The sequence below is a fragment of the Succiniclasticum sp. genome (assembly GCF_056977735.1).
Genome location: NZ_DBMCWA010000010.1, coordinates 31,042 through 48,978, shown reverse-complemented (window position 1 = coordinate 48,978; position 17,937 = coordinate 31,042). Strand labels below are relative to the sequence as shown.

The window sequence follows — 17,937 nt, the reverse complement described above, 5'->3', positions numbered from 1 at the left end:
TCATTAATACGTTCCTTTACAGAAAACATCGTAAGGGTTTGACCTTCTGTTTAAAACCTATTGTACGCTTTTGCATATAATACATCTATTATAATATTTAATTATACAACGAATTTGAAAATTTAGCAAAGAGGTCTTCTCGAATTTCATCCGTTTGATAATCCGGCATATCGTAAAACGGTGCCTGCCGTTCCCCTGTTATTTCCGGAATATGCCAAGACCGATTCCTACCGGCCGTTCCGATCCATCAGAAGGACGGTTCATAACCCTGCCGTCCAGAACCATTTCGGAAGAACCGCCGCCGTCAAAATTTACGGCAGAGACTGCCCCGAAACGTTTCAGATACTGCGCGAATTCCTTCAGCGTCATACCGGCGGAATACCGGCTGCGACCGTCTACGACCATCAGCAATACCGTTCCGTCCGCCGTAACACCGGCCCCTGTCCGGGGGGCCCGTCCGAACGCAATGTCCGGCGCAATGGATTCTTCCCGAATCCGGACATTAATCTGCCCGTTTTCCAGCAGGAGGGGACCTGCCCCTACAACCAACCGGGCTTCGTCCGCCTCACGGCTGCCCAGTGTCTGATTCACAGCCACCCGGTCGCCCCGCTTGACATTTGCCAGCGCATCCGCATTGATACCGTGCCCGGATAACACCAGCGAAGCACTGTCCAGAGGCATATTTCCCCTGGAAGAGACTTCTGCCACACGTCCCTGACGGATCCTGATCTCGCGGCCGTGTTCATTGGTGCGGGTACCTCTGCCATAGTTTCCGTTATACAACACCAGATCGTTGGTAATCCGCTGCCGGTTCATGCCCCGGATGGTCAAAGCCCGGCCTCCCGGCAAGGTTGCAGTCCCCTGATACGCCAGATTTTTCTGTACAGACGGTTTCCCGTCTTTGTTTACAACAAAGGCACTGTGAGGTGAAGGTTCCACCCCATAGAAACTGTCATTCCATTTACAATTACCTATTACCCAGCCATCGGTATCAAAATAACAGGCGTTTACAGCAGCCCGGGCACCTGCAGCCGCCACCGCCCGGGAAAGCTTTCCTCTGCCGTTGAAAGGCACTGTACCAGGGAACGGCTTCAGATAATAACCGCTGTCCGAAGCCAGTCTCAGCACATATAACCGTACCGGCAGGCCGCCCATATCATCCTGCCAAAATGTATACTGCAGCCCATTTCCCAGGTCCTTGCTGACTTTAATAATCTGGATACGGTACACATCGACCACGATCCGGTTCGGATTCTTCAGCACAATCACCTTGTGCTGGGCCGGTTTTTTCAGGCTGATCCGCAGCCTTGCCGTCTTTTTCCCGGTTTTTTCCATTACAACGTCCGTAACGGCATCGTCATGGAGCTGTTTCTGTATTTTGCTTTTCGCGGCCGTATCAAGTTCCAGCAAAATTTCATTCTGCGTACTTCGGTCTTTCCATTTTGCAGGACTGTCCAAATCCAGCACAATGCGTATCCGGGCCGGGCCGCTGCCTTCCCGTATGCCGGTAACCTGCGCAAAGGCAGACGACTGCAACAGCAATAAAAGAACTGTGAGCAACAGGATAAACCTGTTTGCCCCAGTCTGAATCCAACTGAAAATATTCTTCATGATCCACATCCCTGTAAAATCAGCAGGACGGTATGGAACCAAAAATATCCTATGTTTTCCAAAACCGTCCTGAAACAATTTAATTTTTAAGAAGACGCTGATTAAAACATGGCATTACTGTATACCGTACCGGGGCGCAGTTTGTCAAGGTTATCCAGCGCCTTCCCGGTACCGATAGCCACACAGTCCAACGGGTTATCCGCCACAAAAACACGGATTCCCGTGTCCTCTTCCAGTACTTTGGCAAATCCGCCCAACAACGCGCCGCCACCGGTAAGGTATATCCCGTTATCCACAATATCCGCCGATAATTCAGGAGGACATTTTTCCAGCACGGAACGGATCCGGCCAATCAGCGTCTCCAGCGGTTCTTCCAACGCTTTCCTTACATCTTCGGAAGTGACCGTTACCGTGGTAGGCAGGCCGTTGATTCCGTCCCTCCCGCGGACATCCATGCTTTTGACCTCTGCCCCGGGATGCACATTGCCGATGGTTTTCTTGATAGCTTCCCCGGTAGTATCCCCAATCAGGACATTATATTCTTTTTTGACATAGCGGACGATGCTTTCATCAAATTTATCACCGCCAATACGGACGGAATCGCTGTCTACTACGCCACCCAGACTCAGGATGCCGATGTCCGTGGTGCCGCCGCCGATATCCACTACCATCTTTCCGGAAGGCACCATGATATCCAGCCCTGCACCCAATGCAGCAGCCAGCGGTTCTTCGATAAGATAAGTCTTGGATACACCGGCCTGGATCGTAGCCTCCAGCACGGCCCGTTTTTCCACGGAAGTGATGTGGACCGGAATACAGGTCATGACCCGGGGTTTAAAGAAGAAACTTTTGCCAGCCACCTTGTTCACAATATATTCCAGCATCTTCTGGGTAATTGTATAGTTGGCGATTACACCTTCCTTTAAAGGCCGCACCGCAACAATCCCCTGGGGAGTACGTCCCAGCATATCCCGGGCTTCCGCCCCCACTGCCAGAATCTTATTGCCGGCTTTTTCTACCGCCACTACCGAAGGCTCGTTCAGCACGATCCCCTTCCCTTTTACATAGACCAGGATATTCGCAGTTCCGAGGTCAATTCCGATATCTGTATGTCCGCCAAACATATTCTTCTCCTACCTGAAAATCAGTCTTTCATGCTGATGCGCTGAATATCAGCCCCCAGCCCCTGCAATTTGCCTACTATATCTTCGTAACCACGGTCAATATGATGCAGATTGCCGATAGTAGTCTGCCCCTCGGCAACCAGACCGGCCAGGATCAGCGCCGCGCCGGCACGCAGGTCCGTAGCATTCACTTCACATCCCGTCAGTTTTGCAGGACCTTCAATCATGGCGCCCCGGGTCCCGGTAGTTACAATATTGGCACCCATACGGTTTAATTCCACCACATGCATAAACCGGTTTTCAAATACAGTCTCCATGACCGTGCTGCGCCCCTGACAGATAGTCATCATGGCCATGATCTGGGCCTGCATATCTGTAGGAAAACCGGGATACGGCAGCGTCTTCACATTTACGCCCTTCAGCGTTCCGGGACAGGATACATGGATCCGGTCAATATCTTCTTCTATGAATACGCCGGCCTCCCGTAATTTCGCCAGCAGCGGCTTCTGATGTTCTGCCAGTACATTTTCGATAATTACATCACCATGAGTCATGGCAGCCGCAATCATAAAGGTTCCGGCTTCGATCCGGTCCGGAATCACGGAGTGCTCTGCACCGTGCATATGTTTTACGCCTTCGATCCGGATCACATCAGTGCCGGCACCCCGTACCCGGGCTCCCATCTGGTTCAGGTAGTTGGCCAGATCTACGATTTCCGGTTCTTCCGCCGGGTTTTCCAGTGTAGTCGTGCCTTCCGCCAGGCAGGCCGCCATCATAATATTTTCCGTCGCGCCCACACTGGGAAAATCGAGATAGATATTCGCGCCTTTTAGTCCATTGGGAGCATATGCATCCACAAAGCCGTGATCCTGGGAAATTTTAGCGCCTAACGCTTCAAAGCCTTTCAGATGCAGGTCAATCGGACGGCTGCCAATGGCACAGCCGCCGGGCTGGGAAATCCGGGCATGGCCTTTGCGGGCCAGCAGCGGACCCAGCACCACAAAGGAAGCGCGCATGGTACGAACCAGCTCATAAGGCGCTTCATACGCAGAGATAGTCGTCGTGTCCAGCGTCAGTTCATGCTCTTTTGAATCGTCTATTTTTACACCTAAATATTGCAGCACACCGCAAATCGTGCGTACGTCATCCAATTTGGGAATTTCATCCAGATAGCTGGGGGTTTCCCCTAAAATCGAAGCTGCAATAATTGGCAGTACCGCATTCTTGGCGCCGCTGGTCTTTACCGAACCAACCAGCCGGTTTCCGCCTCTGACAATCAACTTTTCCACAAGCTTACCCCCTACCGTTGATTTTTTAAAGAAACACTCATTCACTGCGTTCGTGAGCCGACCAACAGCTAACAGCCCCGCTGGCGCAGAAACGAATGAATCAGTGTTTCCTTATCAATTTAACTCTATCATTATAAGCGTCATTTAGCAAGAGGGAGAAAAAAATTTTACATCAGCCTCACGAAACTGCAGACGCAAAAAGAAAACGCCGCGCCTGTAAGCGCAGCGCCCGTAATGAAATTATATATCCTACTACTACTTGTCCAAATTGCTGAGATTCTTTGCCACGGTCTCCTGCAGCTTCTTTTCCTTCAGCTTTAAAAGTTCGGCATGCTGCCTTTCCTGTTCCGCACGCTCTTCTTCCAGTTCTTTCATACGCTTCGCCTTGGCAGCCCTGCGTTCCTCGCGGAGCTTTTCCAGTTCTTCTTCGCTGATCTGGTTCTTTTCGAGCTCGTGTTTGCGCTCTATCTCCATCTCGGCGCGTTCCGCCGCGATGCGCCGCTTTTCTTCCTCGCGCTTATGATCTATCTCCAGCTGCGCTTTTTGCTCAAAGGAAAGATCCACGGTGCGGGCTGCGCGCTGCCGATAGAACAGGTAAGCCACAACGACGGGCCAGAACAGAAAGGTTGCCGCTACCCAGAAGTTCTTGTTGGGAACTTCATGTTTGATAGCATCTTTATACACATAATACGCTACTGCGCAGCGTATCGCGATCTGCGCCAAACGAATCAGTAACTGCTCGTCCATAATGCTCAAATCCCTGTCCTTCTACGGTCAGCAAGTATATTGTAGTAGGTTTCTTTTTCTCTTATAAGCTTTTTCAGCTCAGCTATCTTATCCGGTTCAAACTCTTTCCTGAGCTGCGCCTTGAGGTCCGCAATCTCACTCTTGAGCTGCCCCATACGGTTGCCGGCTAAACTGCTCAAAGCATCTTTTGCCATTTCTCCTTAGCCTCCTAAAAACAGTGCGGCCTGGCCGCTGAATCTTCTCTTAAAGCCCCTCCCCTTTTACCTTTCAGGCGCATTGGGATCGGGAAGCGGCACCAGTTCCGCTGCCTGGCGTTTGCAGTCGTTGATAGCCATGGAGTTCAGAACGCACAAATTGCCGCGCTTAAGAACCAGATCCAGGCGCGTCAGCAGACGCATGGTCCGCTGCAACATAACCGCGAACTGATAATCCTGCTTATCCGCAAGACTGAATTCATTGTAATCCGGGATTCGCTGCACCAACAGACCGACGCTCTCCATCTTGCTCCTGCACACTTCCCGCAGGCGTTCCACATCACTCCTGACACTCTCAACGGTATCGCCCAGACGGCGTATACGGCCTACCGCGTCAGCAAGTTTCAGGCTGCGCCAGTCAATCTGGTCCTTCAGGGCGAACGCTTCATCCTTGGTGAGTTCGGTGATCGGTTTGGCGGAAAGCTCATTATACAGAGCCTCCGTATCCAGAACGACAGGCACGCCCAGTATTTCATTCAGAACAGCGCCTTCTTCAATCAGCCCATTGTCGCTATGATGGGGAGCCGGGACTGATCCCATGGTGTCAAGCACGCTGTCGCCTTCCTCAGTATCCGGGAACCCGTCAATGTGCAGGACCTGGTCTTTTTCCACTTTCTGCGTCATCGTCTTTCCGTAAATGGCAAGACTCGCCAGCATACCTGTGCCAAGCACATCCCACTGCTGTTCATGAAGCGCCTTTAAAGAAGCTGTCATGTTGCGGATATCGTCCATCTGCGGACGCCCCGCATGCACACTCTCCATCCCCTTATAGCTAATGAGTCCGGGCGGGTTAGTCATACGGCTGTAAAGCTGGGCCAAAGTACCAAACTCATCCCATATCTCCAGCTTGAATTTACCGTAATCGATCACTGTCTCGAGAACCTGTTTGCTGACGGTATAGTAACGGATTTTTTCGTCGTTGTAACGTTCCAAACTGCTTCTGACAACCTGCGCGGTATTACTTAACGCCGTATACAATCTGAAACCCGCAACGGCAAGTCCCGCAACGGCTATCACAGCCCCCGGATGAACAGCCACTTTTACACCTCCAGTAAGTTCCCAGACGTTCCGCCTGCAGTCATAAAAACATTGTTAAGGAAATACTGATCAAGGAAAATTCAGCAAACAATAGTACAAATATTTTTATAAAAATATTACGATATTTTGATAAAAAAGAGGTTCGCCCGAATGTAATTCCGGACGAATCCCTTCTTAACCCTTACTGATACAGACCAATACGCAGTCTGCCCGGTCTGGTCAGCGGGATTCCGCCGCCAGCCTTACGGTCTTCAGACGCGCTTCTGAGCGGCGCAGGCTGCCCATGACGCGATCCATGTCAATCTCATCATCCGGATTTGCCAGGCGCTCACGCGCACGCAGAGCAGAAGCCTCGGCGCGGTCAACGTCAATTTCATCAGCAGTTTCCGCTGCCTCCGTCATAACCACAACCTTGTTGTCCTTAACCTCCATAAAGCCGCCCTGCAGGCACAGGAAATGAGCTATACCCTCAGCATCGCGGTACTTCAGCGGAGCTTCCTTCAGCGCGGCAATCAGCGGGGCATGGCGCGGCAAGATGCCGACCCCTCCCCACAGGGTCACCGCTTCCACATAGGAAACGGCATCCGACTTCAGTACATACTTGTCCGGAGCCAGGACTTCAAAACGCATTAAACTGGCCATAGGATCACTCCACTTCCATGCTCTTGGCCTTCGCGATGGCATCATCAATCGTGCCGACCATGTAGAACGCGCCTTCCGGCAGATCGTCATGCTTGCCTTCCAGGATTTCCTTGAAGCCGCGAATCGTTTCCTTCAGCGGAACATACTGGCCGGGCTGGCCGGTGAACTGTTCAGCTACAAAGAAACTCTGGGACAGGAAACGCTGGATCTTACGGGCACGGGCAACGGTAATCTTGTCATCCTCGCCCAGTTCTTCCATACCCAGAATGGCGATGATGTCCTGCAGTTCTTTATAGCGCTGCAGAATTGCCTGTACGCCGCGGGCTACCTTATAATGTTCCTCACCCAGAACCTGCGGGCTCAGGATACGGCTGGTGGAATCCAGGGGATCCACGGCCGGATAAATACCAAGCTCCGCGATCTGACGGGAAAGTACGGTGGTAGCATCCAGATGGGCGAATGTTCCGGCAGGCGCAGGGTCAGTCAGGTCATCGGCAGGTACGTATACAGCCTGTACCGATGTGATGGAGCCGTGCTTGGTAGATGTGATCCGCTCCTGCAGGGCGCCGATGTCGTTCGCCAGCGTAGGCTGATAACCTACGGCGGAAGGCATACGGCCTAACAGTGCGGATACTTCGGAACCTGCCTGAATAAAACGGAAAATGTTGTCGATGAAGAGCAGTACGTCCTGACCGCCTACATCACGGAAATATTCTGCCATGGTCAGGCCGGACAGGCCTACGCGCATACGAGCTCCCGGCGGCTCGTTCATCTGACCGTAAACCAGTACGGTCTTGTCGATAACGCCGGACTCTTTCATTTCACCCCAGAGGTCGTTGCCTTCACGGGTACGTTCTCCTACGCCTGCAAATACGGAATAACCGCCATGCGCCGTGGCGACGTTGTGAATGAGTTCCATGATCAGTACCGTCTTGCCTACGCCGGCGCCGCCGAACAGGCCTACCTTACCACCCAGGGCATAGGGGGCGATCAGGTCAACGACCTTAATGCCGGTTTCCAGGATCTGCTCGGTAGTGGCCTGGTTTTCCAGGGCCGGGGCAGGACGATGAATCGGCCAGTAGTCGGCCGCTTCCACTTTGGTATCATCATGATCCACGGTTTCGCCCAGTACGTTGAAAATACGGCCCAGGCAGCCGGGACCCACGGGAACCTTAATAGGCGCTCCCGTATCAATTGCATCCATACCGCGTACGAGGCCGTCCGTGGAGCTCATGGCTACGCAGCGGACAACATCGTCGCCGATATGCTGCATTACTTCGGCAGTCAGGTGGATCTTGATGTTTTCACCTACCGTGCCGTCAATATGAATAGCATTGTAGATCGCAGGGAGCTGTTTCGGCGGAAACTTAATGTCGATAACAGGACCCAGGACCGTTACAATTTTGCCAGTCGTCATCAATGCTTTCCTCCCTTAACTGTTCAGCGCTTCCGCACCGCCGACGATTTCGTTGATTTCGTTCGTGATGCCAGCCTGGCGGGCCTTGTTGTAAGACAGCTCCAGGTTGCGGATGAGGTCCGACGCGTTATCAGTGGCGCTGCTCATGGCGGTCATACGAGCACCCAGCTCGCTGGCGGCGCACTGCATAAGCGCGGCATAAATCTCCGTTTTAACATAGTATGGCAGCAACTGCTTGATTACGTCCACCGGGTTAGGCTCGAAAATAATTTCGTTGGCCGAAGCCCCGGCCCCTGACGCTTTTTTGTCCGTCTCTTCCACCGCTGCAGGCGGAACGATGGGCAGAACATGCTTCGTCACAGGGGTAGACGACAGCGCCGATTTAAACTCAGTATAGATAAGCACGACCTCGTCCACGGAGCCGTTCAGGAAGATCTTGATGGCTGCACGGGCAATATCGTTCGCGTTTTCGTAACTGGGCTTATCGGAAAAGCCAAACAATGCCTCGGAAATATCATACCCGCGGCGGCTGAAAAATTCCTTAGCCTTACGCCCTACCGTAATCAATGTGTAATCGTCGCTGTCCATCAATTCCATCTGGGCGTGTTTCAGCACATTGGAATTGTACGGGCCAGCCAAGCCCTTATCAGAGCTTACTACAATGTAGCCGGTACGCTTAACAGGTCTCTGCTCCAGCAGCGGCATGCTTTTGGGGTCGATATGCCCCAGAACACTGCGGTCGCTTACCGCGTCCTGCAGAAGCTGTTTAATCTTTTCGGCAAACGGCTTGGTGGTAATAGCGCGTTCCTGCGCCTTACGCAGCCTGGCGGACGCTACCATCTTCATGGCTTTGGTTATCTGCCTGATATTGGTAACGGATCGCATATGCCGATGTATTTCGCGTGGGTTTGGCATAAATCAATCACCTCGCTTCACTGGAAGCAAAGGTCTGCTTAAAGTTCTTAATAGCGGTCTTGAGAGCCTCTTCATTTTCAGAGGTAATCTTTTTCTCCGTTTTAATGGATTCGGCAACCTCAGGGTTGTTGGAAGCCATGTACTGCAGGAGTTCAGATTCAAAACGGCCCACATCGGAAACCGGGATATCATCCACGTATCCGTTGGTCGCCGCATACAGGGAAATAACCTGTTTTTCAACAGGCATAGGCTCATACTGGCCCTGCTTCAGGATCTCTGTCATGCGCTGACCGCGGTCCAGCTGCGCCTTGGTAGCCTTATCCAAGTCGGAACCGAACTGGGCGAATGCAGCCAGTTCACGGAACTGGGCAAGGTCCAGACGAAGGGTACCGGCTACGGATTTCATAGCCTTGATCTGGGCGCTACCGCCTACACGGGATACGGACAGACCTACGTTGATAGCAGGACGTACGCCGGAGTAGAACAGCTCGGATTCCAGATAGATCTGGCCGTCGGTAATGGAAATTACGTTGGTGGGGATGTAACCGCCAACGTCGCCGGCCTGGGTTTCAATAATAGGCAAAGCCGTGATGGAACCACCGCCGGCCGCTTCATTACGGCGTGCAGCACGTTCCAGCAGACGGGAGTGCAAGTAGAATACGTCGCCGGGATACGCTTCGCGTCCGGGCGGACGGCGCAGCAGCAGCGACATGGCGCGGTATGCAACCGCGTGCTTGGACAGATCATCGTAAATGATCAGGACGTCTTTCTTCTGGTCCATGAAATACTCGGCGATGGTTACGCCGGTATACGGGGCCAGGAACTGCATGGGCGCGGGATCGGCTGCCGTAGCGGCAACAATGATCGTATAGGTGTTGGCGCCGCGCTCTTCAAACGTTTTAGACAGACGGGCAACACGGCTCGCCTTCTGGCCAATTGCTACATAAATGCAGATTACGCCAGTATCTTTCTGATTCAGGATGGTATCAATCGCAATGGCAGACTTACCGGTACCGCGGTCGCCGATGATCAGCTCGCGCTGTCCGCGTCCGATAGGCACCAGGGCGTCAATCGCTTTAATACCGGTCTGCAACGGAACGTCTACGGATTTACGGTCAGCAATACCGTAGGCCGGAGATTCAACACAGCGGGTCTCGCTGGTGCGGATCTCACCCTTGCCGTCGATGGGCTGGCCCAGTGCGTTAACGATGCGGCCCAGCATGGCCTCGCCTACCGGGCACTCCATGATGCGGCCGGTACGGCGTACTACATCGCCCTGCTTGATCATCTGGTCATTACCCATCAAAACGATACCGACCTCGTTCGGACGAAGGTTCTGTACCATGCCGGTTACGCCGTGAGGCAGTTCTACCAGCTCGGAAGCCATAGCGCCGCGCATGCCCGTTACCGTAGCGATGCCGTCGCCTACCTTCTCAACAATACCGAATTCTTCCAGGTCAACATCGGCCTTGTAATCATGAACTTTGGCAGCCAGGGCTTCGGCGATACCCTTGGGTGCGGAGAGGCTCTGCCCCGCCATATCTACCTTGCCCAACTCGCCTTTGACACGTTCCAGCTGGCGTTTGGTGCTGGCGTCATAAATCTGGTCGCCGATCTGCAGAATGATGCCTCCGATAATGGACGGCTCCACTACAGTTTCCAGGGCAACCTTCTCAGCGCCGAGACGGGCGCCGACCAACTTGGCTACGGCAGCCGTTTCTTCCTCGTTCAGGGGTGCTGCTACCGTAGCTTTAATTACGGCGGCGCCATCCTTGACACAACGGTTAACGACTTCCGGGCTCACCTGCAGACCCTGCAGGCTTTTATCTATGAAAGAAAGCTTTTCATCCTTCATATTGTTATCCATCACCTCCATATCTCCCGCTTTCAGGCGGCGAGATTGCTTGCGGCGGAAAACCGCAAGGCTTCAGCCGGCTGCTTAGCCGGAAATACAGTCTCTAATAAAGAAACTTGATTACTTGTTCAGAACCTTGTCCGCCGTTTTGGCGATCAGTGCCTGGTCTTCAGCACCGGTAAGCTTTTCGGAAACAACCTTGCCTGCGATTTCCGTAGCAAGGGAGATTACCTCGGTACGGACATCAAGCATAGCCTGCTGTTTTTCCTGCTCAATATGCTCACGGGCGGTAGCCATGAGCTGTTCTTTTTCTTCCTGAGCCTGAGACATAAAGTCATCATGAAGCTTCTGGCCAATCTTGTTGGCCTTATCAACAATAGCAGTCGCTTCCGCACGGGCATCAGCCAGCTGCTGCGCATACTGTTTCTTCAGTTCCTCGGCCTCCACGCGGGTCTGTTCCGCAGAGTCAAGATTATTGATGATACGGTTACGGCGATCATCCATGACCTTTAATAACGGCTTATAGCAGAACTTAGCCAAAATAGCTAACAGGATTATGAAGTTTAGGACCTGCGCAATAATAGTTGCATCAATATTTACCAACTTCCCACACTTCCTTTTCTATAAACTTCTATTTCAGGTGTTTCGGGATTACCGGCTATCAGCCTACAAACGGGTTGGCGAATACCAGAACGATCGCGATAACGATAGCAATAATAGGCATGGATTCAATCAGACCTACAGAGATGAACATGGTAACCTGAAAGTTGGACGCCTGCTCGGGCTGACGTGCCATGCACTCAATCGTCGTGCTGGTAACACGGCTGTTGCCCAGCGCTGCGCCCAGAGCCGCACCGGCACCAATCAAACCTGCAGCAAGTACAGAAGCTACTACCATAAGAGCATTTTCCATTTGTAAAATCTTCCTTTCTCTTAATAAAAATAATAATTTTTTAAACAGCCCACGGCTGTCAGCGTCAGCCGTGAACAGCCTTAAATACAGGGGCTAAAGCAACAATGGTCAGCATCGTGAAGATAAAGGCCTGTAAGAAACCGATAACCAGACTGAATCCAATCCAGATGTCAGGAACCAGCCACGGTGTCAGCCTGTTCAACACGACCAGCAGAATTTCGCCGGCCAGGATGTTACCGAACAGACGGGCTGCCATGGTAATCGGGCGGGCAAAGTCTTCCAAAAGATTAAGCGGGAGCATGACTGGCGTCGGCGAGATAAGATGCTTGAAATATCCCAGTCCATGACGGGCCACACCGATTATATATACCAGAACGGCAACCATAATCGACAGCCCCAGCGCCACATTAATGTCGTTGGTAGGTGAAGTGAAATGTACACCAACGGCAGGCAGCATGCCCAGTTCATTGCCTACGAAGATGTAGAGGAACAAGGTGATGATGAACGGAGTCATCAGGCGGCGCCCCTCGACGCCCATGTTCTTTTCCATCAGGTCTCCCAGCCAATCGATAAACATCTCCACCACGTTCTGCACCCCCGAGGGAATGAGCTTACGCTGGCTCGTAGCCGCTGCTACAATCACGATAACGATAGCCATCGTAAGCCAGGACATATACAGCGTCTGCATATGAACGGTGGTACCTAAGAAATCAATCTTCTGGGGTAAATAATGAATAATCTCTGGACCCATATTATTCTCCTTTCCTCACGGCCCTCAGCTTACCTTCTTCTGTTCCTTCCGGCCCGTGAAAATTAACAAATTACATACCAGCACAAGGTGCATCAGCGTAAATACGATGAGCATCCAGACAATACCGGCATTATACCTGTAGACCAGGTACAGCATAACAAGTGCCAGAGTAAGGCGTTTTACGAAATTCATAAACACCCGGAACTTAAGTTCCTTCTCTGACATCCTGTTGAAGCCCTTCAGTATGCTTATCACAAGCAGCAGGCTGTCCAGCAGGCTCCAGACGAGCCCGGATCCAACCCCTGTCAGCGCAGATTTCATCAGCAGGGCGACAACCACAATCACCACCGCAGCTACATAAACCTGGCGCTTATAAAGTCCGGCCAGCGCCACGACGATTTCGCGTTTGTCCATTCCCTGAAAGCTGAACATGTTGCTCCTTGTGCGCGTGAGCATGCCCCAACGGCAATTTCATGCCGTGCAAACAGAATCCCTTCCCCGGGGCAGACTCCAACCCAAAATTCAACTTATAAATCATCTGTATTTTACAATAAAAACGGCAATTTGCCAATACCTTTTTGAAAAATATGTAAATTTTTCACCCCGGTTAAAAACAGGCGCCATGCGTTTCACAAACCGTCATCTGCCCCTGGGTGACGAATCACAACAAATTAGGAAGGCCCCGTAAAACACATCGGATCAGCGTGTCCCTTTAAATTCCTCCGGGGGAGCTACAGGAAAGCCCTTCGCCGACAGGACAGCCCGCACGATCCGTTCACAGGCGCGGCCGTCCCCGTAGGGATTCACCGCCTCCGCCATAGAGCGGTAATACGCAGGATCGTCCAGCAGGCGGGACGTTTCTTCCCTGACCGCTTCATAGCCGGTACCCGTCAGGCAGACAGTTCCTGCCGTTACCGCCTCCGGGCGCTCCGTGGTATCCCGCAGCACCAGCACGGGTTTGCCGAGGGCCGGCGCCTCCTCCTGGATACCGCCGCTGTCCGTCAGCACGATATCGGCACGGTTCATCAGATTGGCAAAAGGTTCGTAATCCATAGGCTCCGTCAGGTAGACCCGGTCAATTCCGGCCAGTTCCGCCTGCACCACTTCCCTCACTTTTGGATTCTTGTGTACGGGGAAGATTGCCGCCGTATCCGGATGCTGCTCCAAAACGGTCTTTAAAGCCCGGTACACCTGCCGCATGGGTTCCCCCAGATTTTCCCGCCGGTGGGTCGTCATCAGGATCAGCCGTTTGCCGCTTCCCAGCGCTTCATGAATGACCGGATCGGTAAAGGCAAAATCCTTCTGCACAGTGGTATTCAAAGCATCAATGACTGTATTTCCCGTCACAAAAATATGGTCTCCCGGCACATTTTCCCGTAATAAATTATCCCGGCTGACAGCCGTAGGTGCGAAATGATAATCCGCCAGGGACCCGGTCAGCTTCCGGTTCATCTCCTCCGGATACGGGGAGAACTTATTGCCTGTCCGCAGGCCTGCCTCCACATGTCCCAGTTCAATCTGGGCATAATACGCAGCCAGTGAACCGGCAAACGTCGTGGTGGTATCCCCATGAACCAGGATCAGGTGCGGCTTCGCCGCCGCAATCACATCCTTCAGGCCCAGCAGCGCCCGCACCGTTACATCGTACAGCGTCTGCCCGCTGGTCATGATATTCAAATCGTAGTCAGGATTTATGGCAAACAGACGCAGTACCTGGTCCAGCATTTCCCGGTGCTGGGCCGTAACCGCCACGATGGGCTCGATATAGTCTGTATACTTCCGCATTTCCAGCACCAGCGGGCACATTTTAATGGCTTCAGGCCGGGTGCCGAATACGGTCATAATTCTCAGTTTCTTCAAAACAAGGACCTCCTTCTCAGTTCCTGTTTTATGTCGGGTGGTCTCCTGCACGTTCCGGGGATCCCGGTCTGCAAAATAACTTGTCGCGTACCCGTTTACGGATTTCGCAAAATTCCGATCTTACGGGCCCCGATCACCACGGCTACGACAATAAGGACGATGACGACAGCTGCAACGTACACATTGGCCATGGCCAGCACAAAAGCTCCCAGACTTAAAATGAAGCTGATCGCATACATCAGCAGCACGGCCTGCTTCTGGCTCAGTCCCAGGGCCAGCAGCCGGTGGTGCAGATGCCCCTTGTCCGGCTGGAAGATCGGCTTCCCGTTACTGTACCGCCGCAGGATGGCAAAAGCTGTATCCATGATGGGAAGGCCTAGCGCCACAGCCGGCACGATCAGCGCAATCGTAGCCGCACTTTTTACCGCGCCGAAAATCGCGATCGCCGCCAGCATGTAACCGATGAACATGCTGCCCGTATCCCCCATAAAAATGGTAGCCGGATTAAAATTATAATGGATAAATCCGAAGATACCGCCCGCCAGGGCTGCCGTCAGGGTCGCCACCGGATAATACCCCTGATGGACCGCCACCAGGATAATGGTAATGGAAGCGATGCCGGACACACCGGCTGCCAGACCGTCCAGACCGTCGATCAGGTTTACTACATTAATAAAACTGATGACCCAGAAAATCGTAAAGGGGATGGACAGGTATTCCAGATAGAAGTAACCGCCAAATGGATTGTTCAGCCATTCGATCTTTATATCAAAGGCCACCAGGATACAGGCTGCCAGAATCTGTCCCAGCAGCTTTACTTTGGCAGGCAGGGAATACTTGTCGTCCAGTATGCCCACGATTACAATCCAGGAACCGCCCAACAGGATCCCCATCAGATCCCGGGTAATAGGCAGACTGCAGACAACCGCAAGAACGAACGCCATAAAAATAGCAAGTCCGCCCAGACGGGGCATAATACGCGTATGCACTTTTCGTTTATCAGGTTTATCCACTGCCCCGATGGCAAAAGCCAGTTTTTTTACATAGGGTGTTAAAAGAAAACCGGCCAGCAAGGCAATGACAAAAGCTAAAATATACAACCAACAGACCTCGGTCTTTCTGCAAAAAATACGATTGCCTGTTCTTCAGCCAGGCAACTTACAACTTCGGAAAAAAGTTCCGGCCTTACCGTCCGGCCAGCCTTTTCCTATTTCTGTTCCGCGTCCAGCACTTCCACCCGGATCCCGGAATCTGCCAGCATATCTTCCGCCAGCTTGTCGGGATACGGATCTTTAAATACGATCCGCTCAATACCCGCGTTGATCAGAATCTTTGTACATACGACACAGGGCTGGTTAGTGCAGTAAAGGGTCCCCCCTTCTACCGACACGCCATGGACCGCAGCCTGTACGACCGCGTTCTGCTCCGCATGGATCCCCCGGCACAGCTCATGGTTCTTGCCCGAAGGCACATGCAGCTGTTCCCGCAGGCAGCCAACTTCCCCGCAGTGGGGCATTCCCTTGGGAGTGCCGTTGTAGCCTGTAGCGAGAATCTGTTTGTTTTTTACGATAACCGCGCCGACACTGCGGCGCAGGCAGGTAGAACGCTTGCTGACCACCTGGGCGATCTCCATAAAATAATGGTCCCAGTCCGGCCTCATCTCATTTCTGCTGCTCATAACAACCCTTCATTCTGCCGCCGTAAGCCGCCATGGGCGGCCTGAACGCATTCCTGCGGCTTATGTAATTCTCCATTAATTATCAATTATCTTTTTTAATTACAGTGTATTAATTACAATGTGCCGAAGACCCGGTCGCCCGCATCCCCCAGCCCGGGAAGAATATAGGCTTTTTCGTTCAGCTCTCGATCCACAGCCGCCGTATATATCTCCACATCCGGATGCTCTTTATTAATCACTTCAATGCCTTCCGGCGCTGCCACCAGCACCATGAGACAGATATTATTCAGGCCTTTTTCCTTTAACATGGTAATCGCCGCCGCCGCAGAACCGCCGGTTGCCAGCATAGGATCCACCACGATGCATTTTGCGTCCATCTGCTTAGGAAGGCCGCAATAATACTCTACCGGTTTATGGGTTTCCGGATCGCGGTACAGGCCGATGTGTCCCACATGGGCATGAGGGATCATCTCCAGCACACCGTTCAGCAGACCCAGCCCCGCCCGCAGGATGGGAATAATGGTCACTTCCCCCTTCAGCCGGGTCCCTGTCATCTTTTCCAGCGGTGTTTCTATTTCCACCGGTTCGGTCTCCCAGTTTTTCGTTACGTCATAGGTCATCAGGGAAGCAATTTCTCCCAACAACTCGCGGAAATTCTTGCTGTTGCAGTTTTTGTCGCGCATCATGGTCAGTTTATGTGCGATCAGCGGATGGTCTACTACGTGTACGTTCATGGGTAAGACTCCTTTCAGGTTTTTATTTTTCAAAATCAAAATTAATCAAAAATATTTTGCCCGTTCTCCCCCGATAAGCGGCGGACGTGTACGGGCTGCCGTAAGTACCGCTTCCCCGACGGTTTTCACCTGCAGGCGGACGGGCACCGCAACCCGTTTCAGATGCATGCCGATCAGCGTCTGCCCGATATCCATGCCTAAATCTGCCGTCACTGATTCCACCACCACCGGGTGCGCAAACAGTTCATACGCCCGGCTGGCCGCACTGCCGCCGGCCTCCGGCACTGGATGCACCGTCACCTCTGTCAGCCCGAACCGTTCCAGTGCTTCTTCTTCCACAACCAATGCCCGGTTCAGGTGTTCACAGCACTGTACGGCCAGAAACAGTCCATGGGCCCGGGTCACAGCCAGCAACGCCGTAAGGATGGCTTCCGCCGTTTCCGGTGAACGGGCTGTTCCGATTTTGGATCCCAGCACCTCACTGGTGCTGCAGCCCAGCACAAAAATCCGTCCCGGTTTCGGCTGCGCGGCCCCGATCAGTTCTTCCGCAGCTGCGGTGACCGCAGTTGCAATCTGTGCCAAGTCCATCTTTTATTCCTCAATCGCCATAATCTTGTTCACCCGGCGTTCATGACGCCCGCCGGCGAACTCCGTATCCAGCCAGGCATCCAGAATACAGGTGGCCAGCCCGGCCCCCAGCACCCGTTCGCCCAGACAGATGACATTGGCGTTATTATGCTCCCGGCTCATGGTGGCGGAAAACACATCCCCGCACAGTGCCGCACGGATTCCCTTAACCTTATTGGCTGCCATGGACATCCCGATACCGGTACCGCAGACCAGGATCCCCCGTTCCGCATTGCCAGTCGTAATTTTCTGACACACTTTCAGCGCAATGTCCGGATAGTCGCAGGACTCCTCCGTATAGGTCCCGGCATCAAGGAACTCGATCCCCCGTTCCGCCAGATGCTGTTTCAGTACTTCCTTCAGATGGATCCCGCCGTGATCGCTGCCGATTACAATCTTCATAGACTGCCTCCTGATGGTCCCGAATCAAACTTCCGTTCTTTTCAAACAAAAACTGTCGCTTGCTTATTCAATCTATTTTA

The 17,937-nt window shown here is 52.8% G+C and carries 20 protein-coding genes; all 20 read right to left on the bottom strand.

Annotated elements, in window-relative coordinates; genetic code table 11:
• Nucleotides 1-198 precede the first annotated feature (198 nt).
• On the bottom strand, nucleotides 199-1,611 hold the full coding sequence (locus tag ACZOWY_RS06990) for a phosphodiester glycosidase family protein (protein ID WP_484394417.1): 1,413 nt from the start codon (nucleotides 1,609-1,611) through the stop codon (nucleotides 199-201).
• Between the two features lie 101 nt (nucleotides 1,612-1,712).
• Nucleotides 1,713-2,735, bottom strand: coding sequence for a rod shape-determining protein MreB (mreB, locus tag ACZOWY_RS06985; RefSeq protein ID WP_484394412.1), 1,023 nt, complete (start codon nucleotides 2,733-2,735; stop codon nucleotides 1,713-1,715).
• A gap of 20 nt (nucleotides 2,736-2,755) precedes the next feature.
• Nucleotides 2,756-4,024, bottom strand: a complete 1,269-nt coding sequence (murA, locus tag ACZOWY_RS06980) for a UDP-N-acetylglucosamine 1-carboxyvinyltransferase (protein WP_484394407.1) — start codon at nucleotides 4,022-4,024, stop codon at nucleotides 2,756-2,758.
• 255 nt (nucleotides 4,025-4,279) lie between these two features.
• Nucleotides 4,280-4,771 (bottom strand): hypothetical protein, encoded by a 492-nt coding sequence (locus ACZOWY_RS06975; protein WP_484394401.1) that lies wholly within the window; start codon nucleotides 4,769-4,771, stop codon nucleotides 4,280-4,282.
• Nucleotides 4,772-4,776: 5 nt separating this feature from the next.
• Complete coding sequence (locus ACZOWY_RS06970; RefSeq protein ID WP_484394396.1) at nucleotides 4,777-4,965, bottom strand: hypothetical protein; 189 nt, start codon at nucleotides 4,963-4,965, stop codon at nucleotides 4,777-4,779.
• A 66-nt stretch (nucleotides 4,966-5,031) separates the two neighbouring features.
• On the bottom strand, nucleotides 5,032-6,063 hold the full coding sequence (locus ACZOWY_RS06965) for a hypothetical protein (RefSeq protein WP_484394391.1): 1,032 nt from the start codon (nucleotides 6,061-6,063) through the stop codon (nucleotides 5,032-5,034).
• A 219-nt stretch (nucleotides 6,064-6,282) separates the two neighbouring features.
• Nucleotides 6,283-6,705 (bottom strand): ATP synthase F1 subunit epsilon, encoded by a 423-nt coding sequence (gene atpC / locus ACZOWY_RS06960; protein ID WP_484394387.1) that lies wholly within the window; start codon nucleotides 6,703-6,705, stop codon nucleotides 6,283-6,285.
• A gap of 4 nt (nucleotides 6,706-6,709) precedes the next feature.
• On the bottom strand, nucleotides 6,710-8,122 hold the full coding sequence (atpD, locus tag ACZOWY_RS06955) for a F0F1 ATP synthase subunit beta (RefSeq protein WP_484394383.1): 1,413 nt from the start codon (nucleotides 8,120-8,122) through the stop codon (nucleotides 6,710-6,712).
• A 15-nt stretch (nucleotides 8,123-8,137) separates the two neighbouring features.
• Nucleotides 8,138-9,037, bottom strand: a complete 900-nt coding sequence (gene atpG / locus ACZOWY_RS06950; protein ID WP_484394379.1) for an ATP synthase F1 subunit gamma — start codon at nucleotides 9,035-9,037, stop codon at nucleotides 8,138-8,140.
• Nucleotides 9,038-9,044: 7 nt separating this feature from the next.
• Nucleotides 9,045-10,904: a F0F1 ATP synthase subunit alpha gene (atpA, locus tag ACZOWY_RS06945; protein ID WP_484394374.1), complete on the bottom strand. Its 1,860-nt coding sequence runs from the start codon at nucleotides 10,902-10,904 to the stop codon at nucleotides 9,045-9,047.
• 108 nt (nucleotides 10,905-11,012) lie between these two features.
• The gene (gene atpF, locus ACZOWY_RS06940; protein ID WP_484394370.1) at nucleotides 11,013-11,495 is read right to left on the bottom strand and encodes a F0F1 ATP synthase subunit B; all 483 of its coding nucleotides are present in this window, start codon (nucleotides 11,493-11,495) and stop codon (nucleotides 11,013-11,015) included.
• Between the two features lie 58 nt (nucleotides 11,496-11,553).
• On the bottom strand, nucleotides 11,554-11,805 hold the full coding sequence (gene atpE, locus ACZOWY_RS06935; RefSeq protein ID WP_093729045.1) for a F0F1 ATP synthase subunit C: 252 nt from the start codon (nucleotides 11,803-11,805) through the stop codon (nucleotides 11,554-11,556).
• 64 nt (nucleotides 11,806-11,869) lie between these two features.
• The gene (atpB, locus tag ACZOWY_RS06930; RefSeq protein WP_484394366.1) at nucleotides 11,870-12,556 is read right to left on the bottom strand and encodes a F0F1 ATP synthase subunit A; all 687 of its coding nucleotides are present in this window, start codon (nucleotides 12,554-12,556) and stop codon (nucleotides 11,870-11,872) included.
• A 24-nt stretch (nucleotides 12,557-12,580) separates the two neighbouring features.
• A complete protein-coding gene (locus ACZOWY_RS06925; protein WP_484394361.1) occupies nucleotides 12,581-12,970 on the bottom strand; it encodes a hypothetical protein in 390 nt (129 codons plus the stop codon).
• A gap of 285 nt (nucleotides 12,971-13,255) precedes the next feature.
• Nucleotides 13,256-14,416, bottom strand: a complete 1,161-nt coding sequence (gene wecB, locus ACZOWY_RS06920; RefSeq protein WP_484394356.1) for a non-hydrolyzing UDP-N-acetylglucosamine 2-epimerase — start codon at nucleotides 14,414-14,416, stop codon at nucleotides 13,256-13,258.
• A 95-nt stretch (nucleotides 14,417-14,511) separates the two neighbouring features.
• Nucleotides 14,512-15,516 carry a glycosyltransferase family 4 protein gene (locus ACZOWY_RS06915; protein WP_484394353.1) on the bottom strand — a complete coding sequence of 335 codons (1,005 nt, stop codon included), beginning with the start codon at nucleotides 15,514-15,516 and terminating at the stop codon, nucleotides 14,512-14,514.
• Between the two features lie 107 nt (nucleotides 15,517-15,623).
• Nucleotides 15,624-16,094, bottom strand: a complete 471-nt coding sequence (locus tag ACZOWY_RS06910) for a deoxycytidylate deaminase (protein ID WP_484394348.1) — start codon at nucleotides 16,092-16,094, stop codon at nucleotides 15,624-15,626.
• A 113-nt stretch (nucleotides 16,095-16,207) separates the two neighbouring features.
• Nucleotides 16,208-16,828, bottom strand: a complete 621-nt coding sequence (gene upp, locus ACZOWY_RS06905) for a uracil phosphoribosyltransferase (protein WP_484394344.1) — start codon at nucleotides 16,826-16,828, stop codon at nucleotides 16,208-16,210.
• A gap of 45 nt (nucleotides 16,829-16,873) precedes the next feature.
• A complete protein-coding gene (locus tag ACZOWY_RS06900) occupies nucleotides 16,874-17,416 on the bottom strand; it encodes a TIGR01440 family protein (RefSeq protein ID WP_484394340.1) in 543 nt (180 codons plus the stop codon).
• A 3-nt stretch (nucleotides 17,417-17,419) separates the two neighbouring features.
• Entirely contained in the window at nucleotides 17,420-17,857 is a 438-nt protein-coding gene (gene rpiB, locus ACZOWY_RS06895; protein WP_484394336.1) for a ribose 5-phosphate isomerase B, read from the bottom strand.
• Between the last annotated feature and the right edge of the window lie 80 nt (nucleotides 17,858-17,937).

Coding starts and splice junctions, on each gene's coding strand:
- ACZOWY_RS06990 (WP_484394417.1), bottom strand. CDS start 1,611: ATGAAGAATATTTTCAGTTGGATTCAGACTGGGGCAAACAGGTTTATC.
- mreB (WP_484394412.1), bottom strand. CDS start 2,735: ATGTTTGGCGGACATACAGATATCGGAATTGACCTCGGAACTGCGAAT.
- ACZOWY_RS06975 (WP_484394401.1), bottom strand. CDS start 4,771: ATGGACGAGCAGTTACTGATTCGTTTGGCGCAGATCGCGATACGCTGC.
- ACZOWY_RS06970 (WP_484394396.1), bottom strand. CDS start 4,965: ATGGCAAAAGATGCTTTGAGCAGTTTAGCCGGCAACCGTATGGGGCAG.
- atpC (WP_484394387.1), bottom strand. CDS start 6,705: ATGGCCAGTTTAATGCGTTTTGAAGTCCTGGCTCCGGACAAGTATGTA.
- atpD (WP_484394383.1), bottom strand. CDS start 8,122: ATGACGACTGGCAAAATTGTAACGGTCCTGGGTCCTGTTATCGACATT.
- atpG (WP_484394379.1), bottom strand. CDS start 9,037: ATGCCAAACCCACGCGAAATACATCGGCATATGCGATCCGTTACCAAT.
- atpA (WP_484394374.1), bottom strand. CDS start 10,904: ATGGATAACAATATGAAGGATGAAAAGCTTTCTTTCATAGATAAAAGC.
- atpE (WP_093729045.1), bottom strand. CDS start 11,805: ATGGAAAATGCTCTTATGGTAGTAGCTTCTGTACTTGCTGCAGGTTTG.
- atpB (WP_484394366.1), bottom strand. CDS start 12,556: ATGGGTCCAGAGATTATTCATTATTTACCCCAGAAGATTGATTTCTTA.
- ACZOWY_RS06925 (WP_484394361.1), bottom strand. CDS start 12,970: ATGGACAAACGCGAAATCGTCGTGGCGCTGGCCGGACTTTATAAGCGC.
- ACZOWY_RS06910 (WP_484394348.1), bottom strand. CDS start 16,094: ATGAGCAGCAGAAATGAGATGAGGCCGGACTGGGACCATTATTTTATG.
- upp (WP_484394344.1), bottom strand. CDS start 16,828: ATGAACGTACACGTAGTAGACCATCCGCTGATCGCACATAAACTGACC.
- ACZOWY_RS06900 (WP_484394340.1), bottom strand. CDS start 17,416: ATGGACTTGGCACAGATTGCAACTGCGGTCACCGCAGCTGCGGAAGAA.
- rpiB (WP_484394336.1), bottom strand. CDS start 17,857: ATGAAGATTGTAATCGGCAGCGATCACGGCGGGATCCATCTGAAGGAA.